Source organism: Streptomyces sp. CAU 1734, from assembly GCF_039888735.1.
GTDB lineage: Bacteria > Actinomycetota > Actinomycetes > Streptomycetales > Streptomycetaceae > Streptomyces.
In genome coordinates, this window is the sequence record NZ_JBDQQP010000015.1 from 163,759 (window position 1) to 181,433 (window position 17,675).

At 73.4% G+C, this 17,675-nt stretch carries 13 protein-coding genes; 5 read left to right on the plus strand and 8 right to left on the minus strand.

The features are described from left to right. Window positions 1–282 precede the first annotated feature (282 nt). Window positions 283–2,484, minus strand: coding sequence for an efflux RND transporter permease subunit (locus AAFN69_RS27235; protein WP_347731464.1), 2,202 nt, complete (start codon window positions 2,482–2,484; stop codon window positions 283–285). Between the two features lie 520 nt (window positions 2,485–3,004). On the opposite strand from AAFN69_RS27235, the gene AAFN69_RS27240 reads away from it, so the two are divergent. Together AAFN69_RS27240 and AAFN69_RS27245 are read left to right on the plus strand one after the other, a co-directional pair. Next, window positions 3,005–3,505, plus strand: a complete 501-nt coding sequence (locus AAFN69_RS27240; RefSeq protein WP_347731465.1) for an SRPBCC domain-containing protein — start codon at window positions 3,005–3,007, stop codon at window positions 3,503–3,505. Between the two features lie 53 nt (window positions 3,506–3,558). Beyond that, window positions 3,559–4,818: an FAD-dependent oxidoreductase gene (locus AAFN69_RS27245; RefSeq protein ID WP_347731466.1), complete on the plus strand. Its 1,260-nt coding sequence runs from the start codon at window positions 3,559–3,561 to the stop codon at window positions 4,816–4,818. 87 nt (window positions 4,819–4,905) lie between these two features. Here AAFN69_RS27245 and AAFN69_RS27250 read toward each other — a convergent pair whose 3' ends face one another. From AAFN69_RS27250 to AAFN69_RS27280, 7 genes are all read right to left on the minus strand, one after another. Next, entirely contained in the window at window positions 4,906–6,204 is a 1,299-nt protein-coding gene (locus AAFN69_RS27250; RefSeq protein ID WP_347731467.1) for a cytochrome P450, read from the minus strand. A gap of 285 nt (window positions 6,205–6,489) precedes the next feature. Continuing rightward, window positions 6,490–6,906 carry a hypothetical protein gene (locus AAFN69_RS27255; protein WP_347731468.1) on the minus strand — a complete coding sequence of 139 codons (417 nt, stop codon included), beginning with the start codon at window positions 6,904–6,906 and terminating at the stop codon, window positions 6,490–6,492. Window positions 6,907–7,116: 210 nt separating this feature from the next. Next, window positions 7,117–8,163, minus strand: coding sequence for a ketoacyl-ACP synthase III family protein (locus AAFN69_RS27260; RefSeq protein WP_347731469.1), 1,047 nt, complete (start codon window positions 8,161–8,163; stop codon window positions 7,117–7,119). Between the two features lie 30 nt (window positions 8,164–8,193). Continuing rightward, complete coding sequence (locus AAFN69_RS27265) at window positions 8,194–9,798, minus strand: phosphopantetheine-binding protein (RefSeq protein WP_347731470.1); 1,605 nt, start codon at window positions 9,796–9,798, stop codon at window positions 8,194–8,196. Beyond that, entirely contained in the window at window positions 9,788–11,374 is a 1,587-nt protein-coding gene (locus tag AAFN69_RS27270; RefSeq protein ID WP_347731471.1) for an AMP-binding protein, read from the minus strand. The genes AAFN69_RS27265 and AAFN69_RS27270 overlap by 11 nt, the downstream gene beginning before the upstream one ends. Next, window positions 11,371–12,435, minus strand: coding sequence for a ketoacyl-ACP synthase III family protein (locus AAFN69_RS27275; RefSeq protein ID WP_347731472.1), 1,065 nt, complete (start codon window positions 12,433–12,435; stop codon window positions 11,371–11,373). Before AAFN69_RS27275 ends, AAFN69_RS27270 begins: the two co-directional genes overlap by 4 nt. Before the next feature lie 237 nt (window positions 12,436–12,672). Beyond that, window positions 12,673–13,938: an MFS transporter gene (locus AAFN69_RS27280; RefSeq protein WP_347731473.1), complete on the minus strand. Its 1,266-nt coding sequence runs from the start codon at window positions 13,936–13,938 to the stop codon at window positions 12,673–12,675. 206 nt (window positions 13,939–14,144) lie between these two features. Here AAFN69_RS27280 and AAFN69_RS27285 point away from each other — a divergent pair, with 206 nt between their 5' ends. The 3 genes from AAFN69_RS27285 to AAFN69_RS27295 all read left to right on the plus strand — a co-directional run bounded on the left by AAFN69_RS27285 (window position 14,145) and on the right by AAFN69_RS27295 (window position 17,499). Continuing rightward, window positions 14,145–15,746: an MFS transporter gene (locus AAFN69_RS27285; RefSeq protein WP_347731474.1), complete on the plus strand. Its 1,602-nt coding sequence runs from the start codon at window positions 14,145–14,147 to the stop codon at window positions 15,744–15,746. Window positions 15,747–15,908: 162 nt separating this feature from the next. Then, complete coding sequence (locus AAFN69_RS27290) at window positions 15,909–16,217, plus strand: chaplin family protein (RefSeq protein WP_347731475.1); 309 nt, start codon at window positions 15,909–15,911, stop codon at window positions 16,215–16,217. Between the two features lie 19 nt (window positions 16,218–16,236). After that, entirely contained in the window at window positions 16,237–17,499 is a 1,263-nt protein-coding gene (locus AAFN69_RS27295; RefSeq protein ID WP_347731476.1) for a hypothetical protein, read from the plus strand. The last annotated feature ends 176 nt before the right edge of the window (window positions 17,500–17,675 follow it).

The following is a 17,675-nucleotide window of genomic DNA, read 5'->3' on the forward strand; positions in this document are numbered from 1 at the left end:
GAGAGCTGATGGTGCGCGGCCGACCGGCTCGGTCTCGCGATCTCCCGCTCGCGATCTCCCGGTCTCGTGAAGGACCATCCCCGCTGGGACGCCTGGTGCGCAAGAGATCCATTTGGACTCTCGCACATCAACTCATGGACTCTTGGGCGTGGTTGACAAACCCTCCCGGCACCGCTGTGAACAGGGGAACAGCCGTGCTCGGCCGGCCCGCGCGCGGACGCGGAAGCGCCCGGTATCAGCCGTCCGGGGGCGGACGGCGACACCGGGCGGCGGCCCGCGGGCTCAGGCGACGGACGCCGGAGTCTTCTCGCGGGGGGCGGGATCCGCCTCGGCCGCGGGATGCCCGGACACCTCCGGTGCCCGGCCCGGGGAGATCTTCCGGTGCAGTCTGCGCAGCGGGCCGGGGGCCCACCAGTTCGCGGCCCCGAGCAGCGCCATCAGCGACGGCACCAGCAGCGCCCGGACGATGGTGGCGTCGATCAGCACGGCGAAGGCCGCGCCCAGCCCCAGCTCCTGGATGAACACCAGCCGGGAGAGGGCCAGCGCGCCCACCGGCACACAGAACAGCACCGCCGCCGAGGTCACGATCGAGCCGGTGCGGGAGAGCCCGTGCGCCACCGCCTCGCGCTCGTTCATCCCCTGTGCCCGCGCCTCCTTGATCCGGCTGAGCAGGAACACGTTGTAGTCCGTGGAGAGACCGAAGGCGAGGGCGAAGACCAGGACCGGTGTGGTGGCCTCCAGTCCCGCCTCGGCCGAGAAGCCCAGATTGCCGTACTGGAAGACCCAGACCAGGAAGCCGAACGCGGCACTGGTCGACAGGAGATTCATCACCAGCGCCATCAGCGGCAGCACGATCGCGCCGGAGAAGGCGAAGAGCAGCAGCAGGGTGACACCGGCGAGAATGCCGCCGGCCAGCGGCAGACTGTCACCGATGCTCTCGCGCTGGGCGAGGAAGTCCGCCGTCACACCGGTGTACTGGGCGGTGTACGGGGCCGACAGCTCCCGCACCCGCTCCGCCGCCTCCATGGCCGCGTCGTCCAGCGGATTGCCGGTCAGCACGGCGTCGATCTCCCAGTGGTTCCCGTTCAGCTCGAACGGATCGCCCACCGCCTCGACACCGGGAACATCCTTGATCCGCTCCACATAGTCGGCCAGCCGCACCGCGTCCGGCTCGCCGTCCGTGCCGAGCACGATTTGCAGCGGCGCGGTGGCCGGCTCGGCGAACTCCTTGTCCAGGACGGTCGCCACCTGCCCGGCACTGGTCTCCTGCGGCAGCATCGACGGCTCCACGCCGGTGAACCGGACCCCGGCCAGCGGCGAGGCGATCAGCAGCAGCAGCGCCGTGGCGACCACCGCGAAGAACGCCGGACGGCGCATCACCGCGGAGGCCATCCGGTGCCAGCGGCCCTCGGTGGCCTGCGCGCCGCCCGCCGAGCGCTGCCAGCGGCGCGGGGCGAGGGAGTTGATCCGGTGCCCGAGCACCGCGAGGATCGCGGGCAGCCCCACCAGGGCGAAGAGGGCCGCCGAGATCACGGTGATCACACCGGCGACGCCCATGGAGCGCAGATAGGGGTGCGGGAAGGCGGTCAGCGCGGCAAGGGCGGCGGCCACCGTCAGCGCGCTGAAGAGCACCGTGCGCCCGGCCGTCGCGACCGTGTGGCGCACCGCGGCGCCCGCGTTCTCCCGGAGCGTCAGCTCCTCCCGGAAGCGCGAGACGATCAGCAGGCCGAAGTCGATGGAGAGCCCGAGCCCGAGCGCGAAGGCCAGGCTCATCGCCCCGGCCGAGACCGTCATGAAGTCGGTGGTGAGCCGGAGCCCGGCCATCGTCAGCAGCAGCGAGACAAAGCCGCCCAGCAGCGGGACGAACGCGGCCACCAGGCCCCGGAAGACCAGGAAGAGCACCACCAGGATGATCGGCGCGGCGATCATCTCCGCCCGGGTCACGTCCTCGTCGGAGATCTGGGCCACCTGCACATGGCCGGGCGTGGCCCCGCCGAGCAGCGTGGAGTCCCGCAGCACCGGGTCCTCGGCGATGGCCTTCTGAAGGGCCTCCTCCGCCTCGACGCTCTCCCGGTCCTTCAGGGAGCGCACGGCTCCGACCACGACCGAGCTGCGCCCGCCGCGGGAGATCAGCGCGGTCCCGGCGGGGGAGGAGTAGTCGAACACCTCCTTGACCTCGGGGCGGGAGCGCAGCAGCTCACCGGCCGCGGCCACCGCCTCCGGCGCGGGGGCGCCCGCCTTCAGCGGGTCCTCGGTGCGCACCAGCAGCACATACCCCTGCTGCGGATCGATCCCGGTCGCCTCGGCGATCGTCTCGCGGGCCGCGACATTGCCGCCGCCCGGGTCGTCGTAGTCCGACAGCCCATTGGTGAGTTTCTCCGACACACCGCCGCCATAGGCCGTGGCCAGCACGGTGACCACGAGGGCCAATAACAGAACGGCGATCCGCCGGCGGTGGAGGGCCGAGCCCAGAGCGGAGAACATGGCTTCCTTCCTTCTCCCGGAACGCTCCCGGAGGGGGCGGACACGGAGGAGGGTGGGGACAAGGGGGACGGTGCGCCCGGTACGGATCCGCGCGGTGCGGTGCGCATACGGCGCGCTCAGCGTTCATGGTCGGCCAAGGCGCTGTAGTCCGGCTGAAGCGGCCGGGAGGCGACCGTGCGGGGGAGCCTTGGGCGCCGCTTGAGCGCGGCGGGGGCGCGGGCGCGCGGGGAGGGGCCGGCCGGTAGCGTCGGCGTACGGGGCCGGGGCGGGGCCGGACACGGCTGTCCGGCGGCGGGGCCGGCGCCCGGACGGACCCCGCGGCGCCCGCACCGGTCCGCATCCCGGACGGACCCCGCACCGTCCGCATTCCCGGCGGACCCGGCACCGTCCGCACCATCCGCATCCCGAACGGACCCGAACGGACCCGGACGGACCCGGCACCGTCCGCACCGCCCGCATCCCGAACGGACCCGGCGGCGCCCGCACCGCCCGCATCGTCCGCATCCCGGAAGGACCACTCATGCGCCTCGTCTCCTCCGCCGTGCACATCTCCGCCGACCCCGACCGGGTCTGGTCCGTGCTCACCGACTTCGACCGGTTCCACGAGTGGAACCCCTTTCTCGTCCACGCGTCCGGCCGGCCCGAACCGGGCACCCGGCTCGGGCTGCGCCTCCGGCTGCCCGGCACCGGCAAGGAGATGGCCTTCACCCCCACCGTGCTGGCCTGCGAGCCCGGACGGCTGCTGCGCTGGCGCGGGCGGTTCGGGGTGCCCGGCGTCTTCGACGGGGTGCACACCTTCGAGCTGAGCCCCCGGGACGGCGGCACCCATGTCCGGCAGACCGAACGGTTCAGCGGAGTGCTGGTGCCCTTCGCCGGTTCGGTCCTCAACGCCTCGGAGCAGGGCTTCAAGGACCTCACCGACGCGCTCAAGGCCCGGGTCGAGAACGCGCCCGCCGGGCTCCGGCACACGGATCGCCCCACCGGTCCGCCGGACGCGCACCGCCTGCAAGGGCAGCTTTAGCCGCCGCGCCGACGATCGGCCGAACCATGACTCCGCTGGAGAGGCAGCAAACGATGACAGCAGAGCTGACCGCACAGGTGTGCGTGGTCGGGGGCGGGCCGGCCGGGCTGACGCTCGCCATGGAGCTGGCCAAACGCTCCGTGTCGGTGGTGGTACTGGAACAGAGCGGGCACTTCAACCGGTCCTTCCGCGGCGAGTCGGTCTCCCCCGACTCGGTGTGGCTCCTCGACCAACTCGGTCTCCTCGGCCGGCTCGAGGGCTCCTACGCGCAGATGCACCACATGGAGATCATCGATTCCGGCAGCACGGTGATGCGCACGGACTTCTCCGACTTCCGTTATCCGCACCCCTATCCGGTGGAGCTGCCGCAGCCCGCGCTGCTCTCCGCCCTCGCCGAGGCCGGGAGCGAGTACCCCGGCTTCACCCTGCGCCAGGGCGCCACCGCGGTCGGACTCCTCCGGGAACACGGCGAGAGCGGCCCGGTCACGGGGGTGCGCGCCCGCACCCCGGAGGGCGAGGTCCGGGTCCGGGCCGCGCTGACCGTCGCCGCCGACGGGCGGTTCAGCAAGGTCCGCGAGATGTCGCGGCTGCCGTACGAGAAGCTGCCGCTGGACCGCGACGTGATCTGGCTGCGGCTGCCCTTCCCGGCCGAGTGGGACGCCAACACCTACCGCATCCGCATCCGCGGCGGTGAGCACGGCCTGTTCATCCCCACCCACCCCGACAGCGTCCGGGTCGGCCTCAACATCCCCAAGGGCGGTCTGCGCGATCTCCGCGCCCAGGGCCTCGGCGCCCTCCACCAGCGCCTCGACCGGCTCGCCCCCGAGCTCTCCGGCGCCGTGCGCGAGGTGGTCACCAGCTGGTCGGAGACGTCCATGCTGGACATCTTCACCACCGTGGTGCCCAAGTGGTCCACCCCCGGTCTCGTCCTGATGGGCGACGCCGCGCACACCCTGACCCCGATTCTCGGACAGGGCGTGAACCACGCCATCATCGACGCGGTCACCCTGGCACCACTGGTGCGGGACGCCTTCGCGGCCGGCGGCGGGAGCGCCCAACTCCAGCGCGCCGCCGACGAGTTCCAGAGCACTCGCGAGGAGGCGGTACGTCTCTCCCGGGGCCTCCAGCTCCGCCAGGAGAAGCTCTTCGCGCTCGACGGCCGGATCGGCGGCGCCTTCCGCCGCTCGCTGTACCGGGGGGTCAGCGCCAGCCACGCGCTTCAGGAGCGGGTGCTGGCCCGCGCCTACTTCCAGGTCCAGAAGCCCGGTCCGATCGTGGCCCGGAAGATCACCGAACGGCCGACCACGGTCTGAACCGCCGCGCCGGCACCCCGGAAAGGCCAACTGCCCGGGTCCCCTCCTCAGGGGACCCGGGCAGTGGCACGGAGGGAACGGAACACATCACCAGGTGACGGGCAGACCGCTGAGCGCGTGCACCATCATGCCGGTGGTCATCCGCAGGTCGTTGACATCCTTGGCGAGCGCGAGCCGGGGGAAGCGCCGGAACAGCGTGCCGAGCGCGATCTGGAGCTCGGCCCGGGCGAGCGCGGCCCCGAGGCAGAAGTGCGCGCCGTGGCCGAAGGCCAGATGGGACGAGGCGGTGGGCCGGGACGGGTCGAAGGCCCCGGTGTCCGCACCGAACTTGGCGGTGTCCTGGTTGGCCGAGCAGACCGCCGCGATCACCCCGCTGCCGCGCGGGATCGTGGTGTCCGCGATCTCCACGTCCTCCAGCGTGATGCGGAACGGGCCGCCGTCGCCGATGGGATTGAGCCGCAGCAGCTCCTCCACCACCTGGTCGATCGACTCCGGCCGCTCCCGCAGCGCCGCCAGGTGCTCGGGGTGGCGGAGCAGGGTCAGCACACAGGTGCCGATCATGGAGACGGTGGTCTCGTGGCCGGCGACCAGAATGGTGATGCCCATGGTGATGAGCTCCAGCTCGCTGAGCCGGCTGCCGTCCTCGTCGTGCACCGAGACCAGGGCGCTCATCAGATCGTCGGAGGGCTCCTCGCGCTTGCGCTGAATCAGTTCGGCGAGGTACTGCACCATCGACATCCGCTGCTCCATCACCTCCTCGGGGGTGTGCGAGGTGAGCGAGACAAAGGCGTCGGACCAGCCGCGGAAGCGGTCCCGGTCCTCGAACGGAACCCCCAGCAGTTCGCAGATCACCATCACCGGCAGGGGGAAGGCGAAGACCGGGTTGAGATCGACCGGCGGGGCGAGCTGTTCCATCCGGTCCAGCAGCTCATCGGTCATCTGCTGGATCCGGGGGCGGAGATTGTGCACCCGGCGGGCGGTGAATTCGCGCGAGACCAGCTTGCGCAGCCGGGTGTGCTCGGGCGGGTCCATGGTGAACAGGCTTCCGCCCATGGGCGGGGCGGCGGTGAGCCGGGGCGCGCCCTCCTCCAGCATCGCCGCCCGGCTGAACCGCAGATCGGCCAGGACGGTGCGCACATCGTCGTAACGGCTCACCACGAAGCCCGGGTCGCCGCTGGGCAGCCGGACCCTGGCCACGGGGCACTCGCCGCGCAGCTTCTCGTAGACCGGCGGGATCTGGACCGCGGAGGGGCGCGGGAAGGGGTAGTCCAGCTCGGTTTCGGTCGCGGTGCCGACCCCGATCCCACTTCCGATTCCGGACCCTGCGCCGGAGTCGAGGTCGGTTCCGGTGTCGATTTCGGCCGCGGGCGCTGAGGCGGTGTCCATCGTGTGGCCTCCATGGGGGCACTGGTATTCGGTGGGGCTTCGCACTGTCAGGCGAGGTTCCCAGCGGGTGCTTGCGCACCGATAAAGGGCGGCTGAACCGGCCGGCGGTGCGGGAGAGCGCGGCAGGCCCGCGGCTCCGGGAGGAGGGGGCCGCGGGCCTGCCGGTGGTGCGGAGAGGGCTCGGTCGGGACCGGGTGCGGCGCACACGGGTACGGGGTGCGGCGCACGGGCCCGGGAGTACGGCGTGCCGGCGCGCGGGTACGTGTACGGGGTACGCGCCGCCGGTCAGCGCAGGGTGCCGTCGGGGGCGCGGAGTCCGCCCCGGCCCGCCGCCCGCAACAGCGCGATGGAGGTGAGCCAGGACATGCCGAAGGTGAAGGGTGCCGCGATGTCCTCCGGCCGGTTCCCGAGGAAGGTGAAGACGATCATGATGGCGAGGGGGATCAGGGGGCGGTTCAGCAGATTGTGCGGCGGGACCGCACCGCCGGGGATCCGGCCGGGGGCGCTCCGGCCGCCCAGCCCCGTGAGCCGGGCGAGCTCGGGCAGCGCGGCACCGAGCAGGGCGGCGGGGATCACCCAGCCCTGATGTTTCACCACCTCGAAGACGTCCCAGATCAGCAGCAGCGCGCCCAGCACTCCCCAGGCGAAACGCGTCCCGGTGGAGGCCGGGCTCTTCGGGGCCCGGGTGGTTTCGGTGATCACTCTGGATCTCTCCTCGGTGTCGAGGCGTGCGGCCGGGAGGCGGGCCGTCCCGGCCCTGGAACACAAACGGTCGAACCATGGAGTATCCGGCAGCGCACTGGAGCGGTACTGAAGCCGCGGGCGGTACGGGCCGGGGCGCTCCGGCGCGCCGGCCCGGCCCCGTACCCGTCCCGCCCGCGCGCACCCGGCCCGCACCGCCCCGCCGGAGGGTCATCCCAGCGGACGGCCGGACGGCTCCCACTCCGGTGCGTCCAGCACCTCCACCACCGCACAGGTGCAGGTGAAGCCCGAGCCGCCGCCGACCAGCAGCACCCGGTCCCCGGGGGCGAGCTCGCGCCGCTCCACCAGGTCGTTGAAACCGGCGATCTGGTCACCGGCGCCGAGATGGCCGACCCGGCGGGAGAACTCCCAGTTCGACTTCTCCACCCCGATGCCCAGCAGTTGCGGAAGCTGCCACTCCAGCCGGCCCCGGCCGCTCGACAGCGCCACCACCCGGGCGAGCCCGTCCTTCTCGACACCCGCGTCGGCCAGCACCGTGTCCACCACACCGGTCACCACCGCGGCGACCCGCTCGGTGGCCTCCCGGACACTGCCCCGGGAGCGGATGTAGTGCCCGACCCGGCCCAGCAGATCGAGCGGCCCGCCCGAGGGCAGCGGCTCGAACCCGGGGCCGCGCACCACCGCCTCAAGGGAGTTGTCCGAACCGGTGGCGGTGGAGAGCAGCCGGGCGAAACCGCCCCGCGCGGAGAGCAGCAGCGCGGTCGCGCCGTCCCCGTACACGAATCCGGGCTCGCTGCTCCAGCGCCGGACCAGCGGCGCGCCGAATCGGTCCGCCGTGGTCACCATCGCCGCCCCGGCTCCCGGCCGTGCGGCGACCTGGCGGGCGGCGACCTCCAGCGCGCCGAGGCCGCCGTTGCACTCCTGGTCGAAGCCGAAGGCGGGAATGTTCCCGCCCAGGGCGTGGCCCGCCACATAGGACGCGGCCGGCCACATCTCCACACCCTGGAACCAGATACCGCTGTGGATCAGCAGATCGATGTCCGCCACATCCAGCCCCGACCGCTTCAGCGCGGCCGTCGCGGCGTGGACCGCCATGTCCGGCGGGGCCATGGACTCATCGGCGACCGAGACGGACTCGATCTCGTCCGCCGCGGCCTGCTCCGGGTCATAGCGGCCGGACTCCACCGCGCCCCGGGCCGACTCGGGTTCGCCGAGCCACGCTCCGGTTCCCGCGACATACACGCCTTCCCAGCGCATGAGGTCTCCTCTCCCTGTTCAGCGGCCGGTTCAGGCCGGGCCGACGGTCTGTTCCCGCAGCGCCGAGACCACTTGCCACAGCGAGGCGGGGGTGGCGAAGGTGGCGGCCACCAGATCGCTGTCGGGGATGCCGATGCCGTACTCCGCCTCCACCCGCACCAGCACCTCCACCATGGCGAGTGAATCCAGCCCGGCGGCCTTCAGACTGCTGTCCGGGCGGAGCGGGCCCTTCGCGGAGAGCCGGGGCAGTACCTCGTGGAGCAGCGACTCGTACGCCCGGTCCCAGGGCGCCTCCCCGGCCGGCGCGTCCGCCTCCGCTGTGGTGGTCCGGGTCATGGCGGTGATCTCCTCCGTACGGGATTCGGTCAGGGGCTCCACGCTCCGGCGGCGCAGCGCCACCCGGGTGACGGAGACGATCTCCCCGCCGTCCAGCAGCACTTCGGCCGGCGCGGGGTGGCCGAGGAAGCCGAGCAGACTCGCCGAGAGGCCGTAGGCGCCCACATTGGGGAAGGAGAGCAGATCCCCCGAGCGCACCCCCGGCAGCGCGGCGGACCGCGCCAGCACATCGGCCGGGGTGCAGAGCGGCCCCGCGAGGGTGACCGTCTCCGGCCACACCTCCGCCTCCGCGTCCGGACCCTGTGCGTCGGTTCCGGTGCCCGATTCGACCGGCTGGGCGGAGAGCGGCAGCAGCCGTCCGAGCCCCGAGAGCCCGCCCAGATGGTTGATGCCGGAGTCGAGGACCGCGTAGTCGGTGCCCCTGCTGTGCTTCACATCGGTGACGGTGGTGATCAGCCGACCGCTGTCGCCCACCAGATACCGCCCGGACTCGAAGGCGATCACCGGCTCGCCGCTCCGCCAGCCCGGCAGATGCTCGTCGAGCACCGCGGTCAGCGCCGTCCGCAGCCCCCGGTAGACCGGGCGCTCACCGGGTGTGGCGTACGGGGCCGCGAAACCCCCGCCCAGATCGAGCAGGTGAAGCGGGATGCCGAGGTCGTCCCGGAGCTCGGCGGCCGTGCGGATGCTCTGCGCCAGCTCCGCGCGGAGTCCCTCCTCGTCCCGGGCATTGGTGAGCGGGAAGAAGTGCATCCCGACGATCCGGGTGCCCTGGGCCAGCAGCCGGGCCCGCTCCGTGCGCAGTCCGTCCAGATCGAAGCCGAACTGCGAGGGGCCGCCGGTCATCCGCAGCCCGGCCTGTCCCGGCGCGCCCGCGGCGTTGATCCGCAGCACACAGTCGGCGGTCACCCCCTGCGCGGCGGCGGCGGCCCCGATCCGCTCCAGATCGCCGAACGACTCGGCGGAGAAGGTGCGCATCCCGGCCGTGATCGCCTCGTTCAGCTCGGCGGCGACCTTGCCCGGCCCGGAGTACATCAGTTCCGCCGCCGGATGGCCCGCGTCCAGCGCCGCCGCGAGCTCGCCGCGCGAGGTGACCTCGGCCCGCGCCCCGCCCCGGCGCAATTCGGCCACCAGGCCCGGATGCGGATTGGCCTTGAGCGAGTAGTAGATGCGGCACGGCTGGGGGAGCGCCGCCCGCAGATCCTCCAGCGAGGCCCGGACCCGGGCCAGATCGTAGATGTAGAGCGGGCTGCCCCAGCGTTCCACCAGCCGCCGCTCGGTGAGCTCCCTGTCAGTCGCCATCGATGCCCTCCACGAGCCGCCTGCGCAGCTCCTTGCGGTCCGTCTTGCCATTGGGGGTGAGCGGGAGGGCGGCCAGCACCTGGCAGAGATCCGGCACCTTCGCGGCCTCCAGCCGCTCGCCGAGCCGGGCCAGCACCTGCTCGGCGCCGAGCGCGCGGCCCTCGCCGACCACGAAGAGCACCATGTCCCGGTCCTCCTCGGGGACGAGCAGAGCCGCCTCCCGCACGCCGTCGATGTCCAGCGCGGCGGCCTCGATCTCCACCGAACTCATCCGCGAGCCGCGCCGCTTGAAGAGATCGTCCCGGCGGCCCTGGAAGTAGACGTGTCCGTCCGCGTCCAGCCAGCCGTAGTCGCCGGTGTGCAGGGTCACCACCCCGGTCCGCGGGTCGGGCCGGAAGCGGAGCGCCGTCGGCTCCGGCGCCCGCCAGTAGCCCGCCATCACATGCGGGCCCCGCACCACCAGTTCACCGATCTCCATCGGCGGCACCGGCCGGCCGTCGTCGCCGACGGCGAGCACCTCGGTACCCGGCAGCGCGGGCCCGACCGATCCCGGGCGGGCCAGATCGCCGTCCGGCTCCAGGATGGTGATCCGCTTGCACTCGGTGGTCCCGTACATCGGGGCCACCGCCGCTCCGGGGAACGCCTCCCGCAGCGCCGCGATCAGCGGTGCGTTCAGCGCGGCCCCGGTGTTGGTGAAGAGCCGGATCCGGGTCGGCCGGCGGTCCCGGGAGCTCAGCTTGACCAGCAGCTCGCCGAGCGAGGGCACCAGCGGGACCACCGTCGCCCCGTGGTCGCGGGCGAAGCCCAGCAGCCGGGCGTGGTCGGCGGGCCCGGAGAGCAGCAGCTCGGCACCGGCCAGCGCGGAGAGCAGGATCTGATAGAGGCCGTAGTCGAAGGAGAGCGGCACGGCGGTCAGGACCACGTCGTCCGGGGTGTAGTTCAGCCGGGCCGCTATCGCCCGCGCGGCAAAGGCCACCGGCCCGTGCGGGCAGGCCACCCCCTTCGGCGCGGCGGTGCTCCCGGAGGTGTAGATCAGCAGCGCCAGCCGGTCGGCCGGCACCTCGTTCTCGGTGCGCGCCTCCGGAGCGGCCGGACCGGACAGATCCAGCTCGCCCACCACGGCGACCGGGGTCCCCGACGGCCACACCAGCCCGTCGGCGCCGCCCCGCTCGCCGTCCTCCACCACGACCAGCGAGGGCTCGGAGTCGGCGATCACCGCCTGGAGGTGGAAGGCCCGCATCCCCGGATTGATCGGCACCAGCACGGCACCGCGCCGCCAGGTCCCGTACAGCACCGCGGTGAACTCCCGCACACTGCCGACCCGGGCGAGCACCCGGTCGCCGGGCCGGATGCCATGGGCGTCCAGCACCCGGCCGAAGGAGTCGGCCGCGGCGTCGAGTTCGGCGTAGCTCCATACCCCATACCGGTCGCGGACGGCCGGCGAGTCCGGGCACCGGGCCACCGCGTCGCCGAGAATCGCCTCGGCCGCGTTGGTGACGCGCGGCGCCGACGCGGTGCCCACCGCGTTGTCGATCAGCGCGCCCGCGGGGTGGGTCTCCAGTACGGTCGCGGTCACGGCCGCACCTCCTGTCCGGGCGCGAACCCGGCGGCGGGGGAGGACCACTCCGGTGTCGCGGTGATCTCCAGGACGGCGGCGGACGCGGTGCCGGGGCCCGCCGAGAGCATCAGCACCCGGTCACCGGGGCGCAGCGAGCCCTTCTCGGCGAGATCGTTGAGCGCCGCGAACTGGTCGCCGGCGCCCAGATGTCCGGCGCGCCGGCCGAACTCCCAGGTGGTGCGCTCGGCGGGCACCCCGAGCAGCTGCTCGGCCTGCCACTGCATCTTGCTGCGCCCGCCGGTCGGGATGACCGCCCAGGCGAGGTCGGAGCGCTCGGTCCCGGCCTCGGCCAGCGCGTCGTCCACGGCCCCGACCACCATCGCGATCAGCCGCTCGGTCGCCTCGCGGATATTGCCCTGGGCGCGCATGTAGTGGGCGAACCTGGCCGCGTGGTCATACGGCTCCTGAGTGGGCAGCGGGGTCGGTCCCGCGCCCCGGGCCAGCGCCTCCATCCGGTTGTCGGAGCGGATCGCGGTGGACAGCACCCGGGCGAATCCGCCCTGGTTGGAGAGGACCAGCGCGGTGCCGCCGTCGCCGTAGACCAGACCGGCCTCGGCGCTCCAGCGGTGGATCAGCGGCGGTGCGAACCGGTCCGCGGTGGTGATGACGGCGGCGGCCTCGCCGCTCTCGCCGGCCAGATGGCGGGCGGCGAGATCCAGCGAGCTGATCGCCGCGGCGCACTCCTGCTTGACCTCGAACGCCGGAACGCCGGTGTGCACGGCGTGATCGGCGATGTAGGAGGCGACCGGCCACATGGTCTGGCCCTGGAACCAGACGTAGTTGTGCAGCAGCAGCCGTACGGTGGCGGGGTCCAGCCCCGACCGCTTGAGCGCGGTGGTGGCCGCGTGGACGGCCATGTCGGGCGGCGCGACCTCGTCGTCGGCCACTGCCACGGAGAGCAGGCCGTCGGCCTCGTACTGCTCCGGGTCGTACTCACCCGCCTCCACGGCGGCGCGGGCGGAGACCGGCTCGGGGAGCCAGGCACCCGTCCCCGCGACGTAAACGCTTTCCCAGCGCATGGTTCTCCCATCGTCGGTGGGCTCTCCCGGTGATACGGACCCGGCCGCACATCCTGCGCACGGCCGCGCCCCGGGATCCGCCCTCGCGGGGATCGTCCGCCGAACTGCTTTGGCCGGGCTAAAAGCGCGGCCCGCGTGCGTCCCCGCAAGCCCCCGGAACGCCAGGAGCCCGCGCCGCCGCCCGGCCGCGCGGGGCGGCCGGACGGTGTGCGCGGGCTCGGTGGGAGGGCGGGGCGGTCAGCCGGACCGGGGCGGTGCGGCCGGAGCGCCCGCCGTGACCGGGTCCCCCGGCTCCACCGGGTCCGCGGCCGGCTTCCCGCCGCCCGCCGCCGCCACCGCCGCGGGCGGCACCAGCGAGCGGGCCGCCAGCAGCACGATCAGCACCAGCACCAGCGGCACACACATCGCCACCCGGTACGACACCGCCGCGCCCACCGCGCCGACCAGCGGCGGACCGATGAGGAACCCCACGTAGTTGAAGAGATTGATCCGCGCCACGGCGGTGTCCGGCGCCCCCGGCAGCGCATGCGCGCCCACCGCGAAGACCTGCGGAATGATCACAGAGAGCCCGCCGCCGAGAATCGCGAACCCGAACACCGCTGCCCACGGGCCCGGGGCGGCGGCGATCACGGTGAATCCGAGCGCGGCGAGCAGCGCACCCGCCCGCATGACCGCCGCCGCGCCCCAGCGCTGCACCCAGCGGTCGCCGAACCCCCGCCCGATCAGGGTGGTCAGCATGTAGAGGCTGTACGGAACCGTCGCCATCGCCGCGGAGCTGTTCAGCGTGTCCTCAAGGAACTTGGCACTCCAGTTGGTCGCCGTGGAGTCGGCGACCACCGCCACGGCCAGCACCAGGCAGAGCGGCAGCAGCGGCTTCCAGGGCTCCTTGCGCCCCTCGCTCCGGGCCGCGGCGGTCCTCGCGGCGGGGGCGGGAGCCAGGGGTGTTCCGCCCAGCCGGGCACCGGCGGCCAGCGAGAAGGGCAGCAGCAGCGCGATCCCGCCCGCGTAGAGCGCGAAGAGCGAGAAGTCCCAGTGCGCGCCCGCCCAGGCGAGCGAGGCGCCCAGGATGCCGCCGAGGCTGGAGGCACCGTGGAAGCGGAGCATGATGCTCTTCCCGTACCCGCGCTGGATCGCCACACCGGTCATGTTCATGGTGGCTTCCATCGCCCCGGTCAGCAGCCCGAAGACCGCCAGGCTGATCCCGAGCTGCCACATGGTGTCGCCGGCGCCCACCCCGACGAGGGACAGGAAGATCACCGGCTGGATCACGCGCACCACGGTGTACGGGGGAATCCGGCGCACGATCCGGGAGGCGGCCAGACTGCCGGCTCCGGCGAGGATCGGCACCGCCGCCAGGAACATCGGGAGCTGGGCGTCGCTGAGACGGTACTGGTCCTGGGTCGCCGGAATACGGGTGACCAGCAGCGCGAAGGCCACCCCGTGGACGAGGAAGACCAGCAGCAGCGCGGAGCGCGCCCGTCGCAGCGGTACCGGGATCTCCATGGCAACCCCCATCGGTCGGTCATCACCTCCCCGGACGGGGACGAATTCGGCGCGAGCGTAGGAAGGGGGGCTGAAGCACCGCTGAAGCCGGCCGGGGCTCCGGCGGGAGCGCGCCGGACACGCGCCGCCGGCCACAAGCACCCCTTCAGCGGGCCCCCGGAGGCTGGCGGGGCCCAGCGTGTCCCGGAACGACGGAGGACCGACCCATGCACAGCACCGGTACGGACGGCGCCGACACCGCGGATCCCCGCCGCTGGTGGATTCTCTGCGTGCTCTCCCTCGCGCTGTTCGCCATCGTTCTCAACAACGGCCTGCTCAATGTGGCGATCCCCGAGATGATGCGCAGCCTCGACGCGGACATCAGCGAACTCCAGTTCATCGTCGACAGCTACGCGCTGGCGCTGGCCGGGGCGCTGCTCACCGCGGGCACCCTCTCCGACCGTTACGGGCACAAGCTCGCCACGCTCACCGGTACCGCCGTCTTCGGCGCGGGCTCCCTGGTCGGCATGGCGGCGGACGGATCGGGCCAGGTGATCGCGGCCCGTGCCCTGATGGGCCTCGGCGCCGCCTTCATCATGCCCGGCACTCTCGCCGTCCTGGTCCATGTCTTCCCGCCGGGGGAGCGCGCCAAGGCGATCGGGGTGTGGAGCGGGGCCTCGGCGCTGGGTGTCGCGGCCGGGCCGGTGGTCGGCGGCTCCCTGGTCGGGCACTTCTGGTGGGGGTCGATCTTCCTGGTGAATCTGGTGCCGGTGGCCGTCGTGCTGATCGCCGGATGGCTGCTGCTCCCCGAATCGGCCGCGCGCGCTCCGCGCCGGGCCGATCCGGTGGGCGCGCTGCTCGGCACGGCCGCGATGGTGGGGCTGGTCTTCGCCACCATCTCCGTGTCGAAGCACGGCTGGACCTCCGCCCGGCCGGTCACCGGATTCGCCGTCGCCGTCGCGGCGGGCATCGCCTTCGTGCTGTGGGAGCGGAGCCACCCGAGCCCGATGGTGGACTTCGCGCTGCTGCGGCGGGCTCCGTTCATCGGCGCGAGTGTGAGCATTCTGCTGCTGATGTTCGGCCTGGCGGGCACCTTGTTCGTGCTCACCCAGCGGTTGCAGTTCGCCCTCGGCTACGGGGCGCTGCGCGCGGGACTCGCCGTGATGCCGGTGGCCTTCGCGGTGCTGCTGGGCACCCTGATGTGCTCCGCGCTGGTGCGCCGGGTCGGCCCCGGCGGGAGTGTGGCCATCGGCCTCGGTATCGGGGCGGCCGGCATTCTCACCGTCGGCCAGGTCGGCAGCGGCTATCCGCCGGTACTGGCCGGACTCCTCCTCGCGGGGATCGGCTTCGGCCTGGCGATGGGGCCGACCACGGATGTGGTGATGTCCCTGGTGCCGCCGGAGCGTTCGGGTGCCACCGGCTCGCTGGACATGACCATGCAGGAGCTCGGCAACGCGCTGGGGGTCGCGGTCGTCGGCAGCGTCCTCGCCCACGGCTATACGAGCCGGGCGGCCGGCACCGCGCTGCCGGACACGGCCGGCCGCACGCTGGACAGCGCCCTGCGACTCGCCGAACGCACCGGCGGCGCGGCGGGGGAGACGCTGGCGGCGACCGCCCGGGCGGTCTTCGACCACGCGGCCGGGGTCGGTCTGGTGGTCGCCGCGGCGGGGGTCGCGGCCGGTGCGGTGATCGCGGCGCTGCTGATGCCCGGCCGCGAGTTCCGGCCCGGCGCCGGCCCGGACACGGCACCGGACGGGGCCGCGGGGAAGACCGTGCCCCCGGAGACCGCCCCCGGCGCGGTCCCGGCCGGACAGCCGGTGCGGGGCTGACCGCGCCCGGCACGGCATTCGTTCTCCGCCCTGTCGGCGCCCCCGGGCGGTGATGCCCAGTGTCGGGAGCCGGTTCGTTCGTTGATGGGGGTACGGTCCGGGTTTGTCCGGCCGCCGTGATCCGTACGGGCCGGGACGCGTCCCGGGTGGAGGAGGAGCGCGATGGGTGTGGAGACGCGGGGCATGGGCTGTGGTGCGGGACGTGCGGGGGTGCGGGCCGCCGTACTGGGCGCGGTGGCCGGGGCGGCCCTGCTGCCGTCCGGTGCCGCGCACGCGAGCGTGATCGGGATCGGGAACGCGGTGTTCGGCAACGCCTGTGTCAACGAGGGCGCCGCCCGGGCCGGGGGAGCCACAGTGGCCGGGAGCGGGGTGGGCGGAGGCAATCAGATCGGTTTGCCGCTGGACCTGCCGCGCAATCAGTGCGGCAACAGCGGCATCGTCTGCACCGCCATTATCCGGCCGAGTGTGTGAACGGGCCGGTGAACGCGGGGTGAGCGGGACGACGGCGGGTGCGCCGGTACGGGAGCGGGCGGTGGAGGCGCTGCTGTCCCTGAGCGGGCGGACGCTGCCGCTGCTGCGCGCATGGGTCGGGGCGGACCCGGGCTGTGGAGTGGCCCGCGCGCTGCTGGCCCTGGCCACCGGTGACCGGTGGAGCGACGCCGTGCTGAAGGAGCAGCTGGTGATCGCGCACCGGGACGCGCTGGCCGCCGGTGAGCGGGAGGCGAGCCTGGTGTACGGGGTGTTCCTGCACACCCACCGGCAGTACCGGCTGACGGCGGATCATCTGGTGGGGCATTTCGCCCGGTGGCCCGCCGATGAGCAGGCCGGGCTCATGCTGGGCGCGTTCGCCGACTACGGGGACGCCGCCCACCGCGCGCGGGGCGATGCCCTGACGGAGGAACAGGCGGCGGTGGCCGGCCCGGACAGCTGGCCATGGCTGAGCCTGCTGGCCGCGACCCGGGCGGAGCAGGGCCGGACCCGTGAGGCCCACGACCTGGCCGCCTATGCACTGGACCGGTATCCGCGCTCCGGTGTGGCCGCGCATGCCCTCGCGCATGCCGAGCACGAACTGGGCGGCGGCAGTGCCGCCGCCGGCTTCCTGGACCAGTGGCTCGCGGCGGACCCGGACGCGGTGCAGTCACGGCACCTGAACTGGCATGCCGCGCTCCACTCCATCGCCTGCGGCGACTTCCCCGACGCGCGGAGGCGGGCGGACACGGCTCTGGCGGGCACGGATGTGGGCATGCGGGCCGCGACCAACTGGCGCCTGCTTCTGATCGGAGAGTCACCGGCCGGCCGCAGCGATCTCGACCGGATCCGGGAACTGCTCGCCGCGCCGGGCGGAATGGCGGAGTCCTTCCACACCTTCAATCTGGCCCTCGCGCTGGCCGTGGAGGCAGCCACCGACGATCTGCGCACCCTGGCCCGCAGGGCCGCCGCCGACGAACGCCCCGACTACCGCGATGTCGTGGCCCCCGTCGTCGAGGCCCTGGCCGAGATCACCGCGGGCCGCCCCCGCAGGGCGGCGGACCTGCTGAGCGGCCTCGGCGAGAAGGCGGAACGGATCGGCGGGGTACGGGTCGAGCGCGAGATCATCCAGGACACTCTCGCCCGGGCCCTCGTCGACACGGGCGAGCACACTCGCGCGGCCGGCCTGCTGCACCACCGCACCACCACCCGCCGCCACCACACGTACGAGGATCTCCTTCTCGCCGCGAACACCCCGGCCGCCGAACCGGCCCGCGCAGGCTGACCCCCGTCCCGGCCGTCCGCGGCGAGCGGCACCGGGACGGCGGTCCGGGCGCTGTTCCCGTCGTGGACCCCGGCCACACGGATGTTCCCGGACGCGAACCGCTCCGCCGGCGAGGCCGCTGTTCACGACGGCCTCCGCGTCGCGCTGCCGGACGCCCGGCCCTCGCGCACGGGTTC

Bases quoted from the DNA above. Each gene is read 5' to 3' on its own strand.
- AAFN69_RS27235 (WP_347731464.1), bottom strand. From the start codon at position 2,484: ATGTTCTCCGCTCTGGGCTCGGCCCTCCACCGCCGGCGGATCGCCGTT.
- AAFN69_RS27240 (WP_347731465.1), top strand. From the start codon at position 3,005: ATGCGCCTCGTCTCCTCCGCCGTGCACATCTCCGCCGACCCCGACCGG.
- AAFN69_RS27245 (WP_347731466.1), top strand. From the start codon at position 3,559: ATGACAGCAGAGCTGACCGCACAGGTGTGCGTGGTCGGGGGCGGGCCG.
- AAFN69_RS27250 (WP_347731467.1), bottom strand. From the start codon at position 6,204: ATGGACACCGCCTCAGCGCCCGCGGCCGAAATCGACACCGGAACCGAC.
- AAFN69_RS27260 (WP_347731469.1), bottom strand. From the start codon at position 8,163: ATGCGCTGGGAAGGCGTGTATGTCGCGGGAACCGGAGCGTGGCTCGGC.
- AAFN69_RS27265 (WP_347731470.1), bottom strand. From the start codon at position 9,798: ATGGCGACTGACAGGGAGCTCACCGAGCGGCGGCTGGTGGAACGCTGG.
- AAFN69_RS27275 (WP_347731472.1), bottom strand. From the start codon at position 12,435: ATGCGCTGGGAAAGCGTTTACGTCGCGGGGACGGGTGCCTGGCTCCCC.
- AAFN69_RS27280 (WP_347731473.1), bottom strand. From the start codon at position 13,938: ATGGAGATCCCGGTACCGCTGCGACGGGCGCGCTCCGCGCTGCTGCTG.
- AAFN69_RS27285 (WP_347731474.1), top strand. From the start codon at position 14,145: ATGCACAGCACCGGTACGGACGGCGCCGACACCGCGGATCCCCGCCGC.
- AAFN69_RS27290 (WP_347731475.1), top strand. From the start codon at position 15,909: ATGGGTGTGGAGACGCGGGGCATGGGCTGTGGTGCGGGACGTGCGGGG.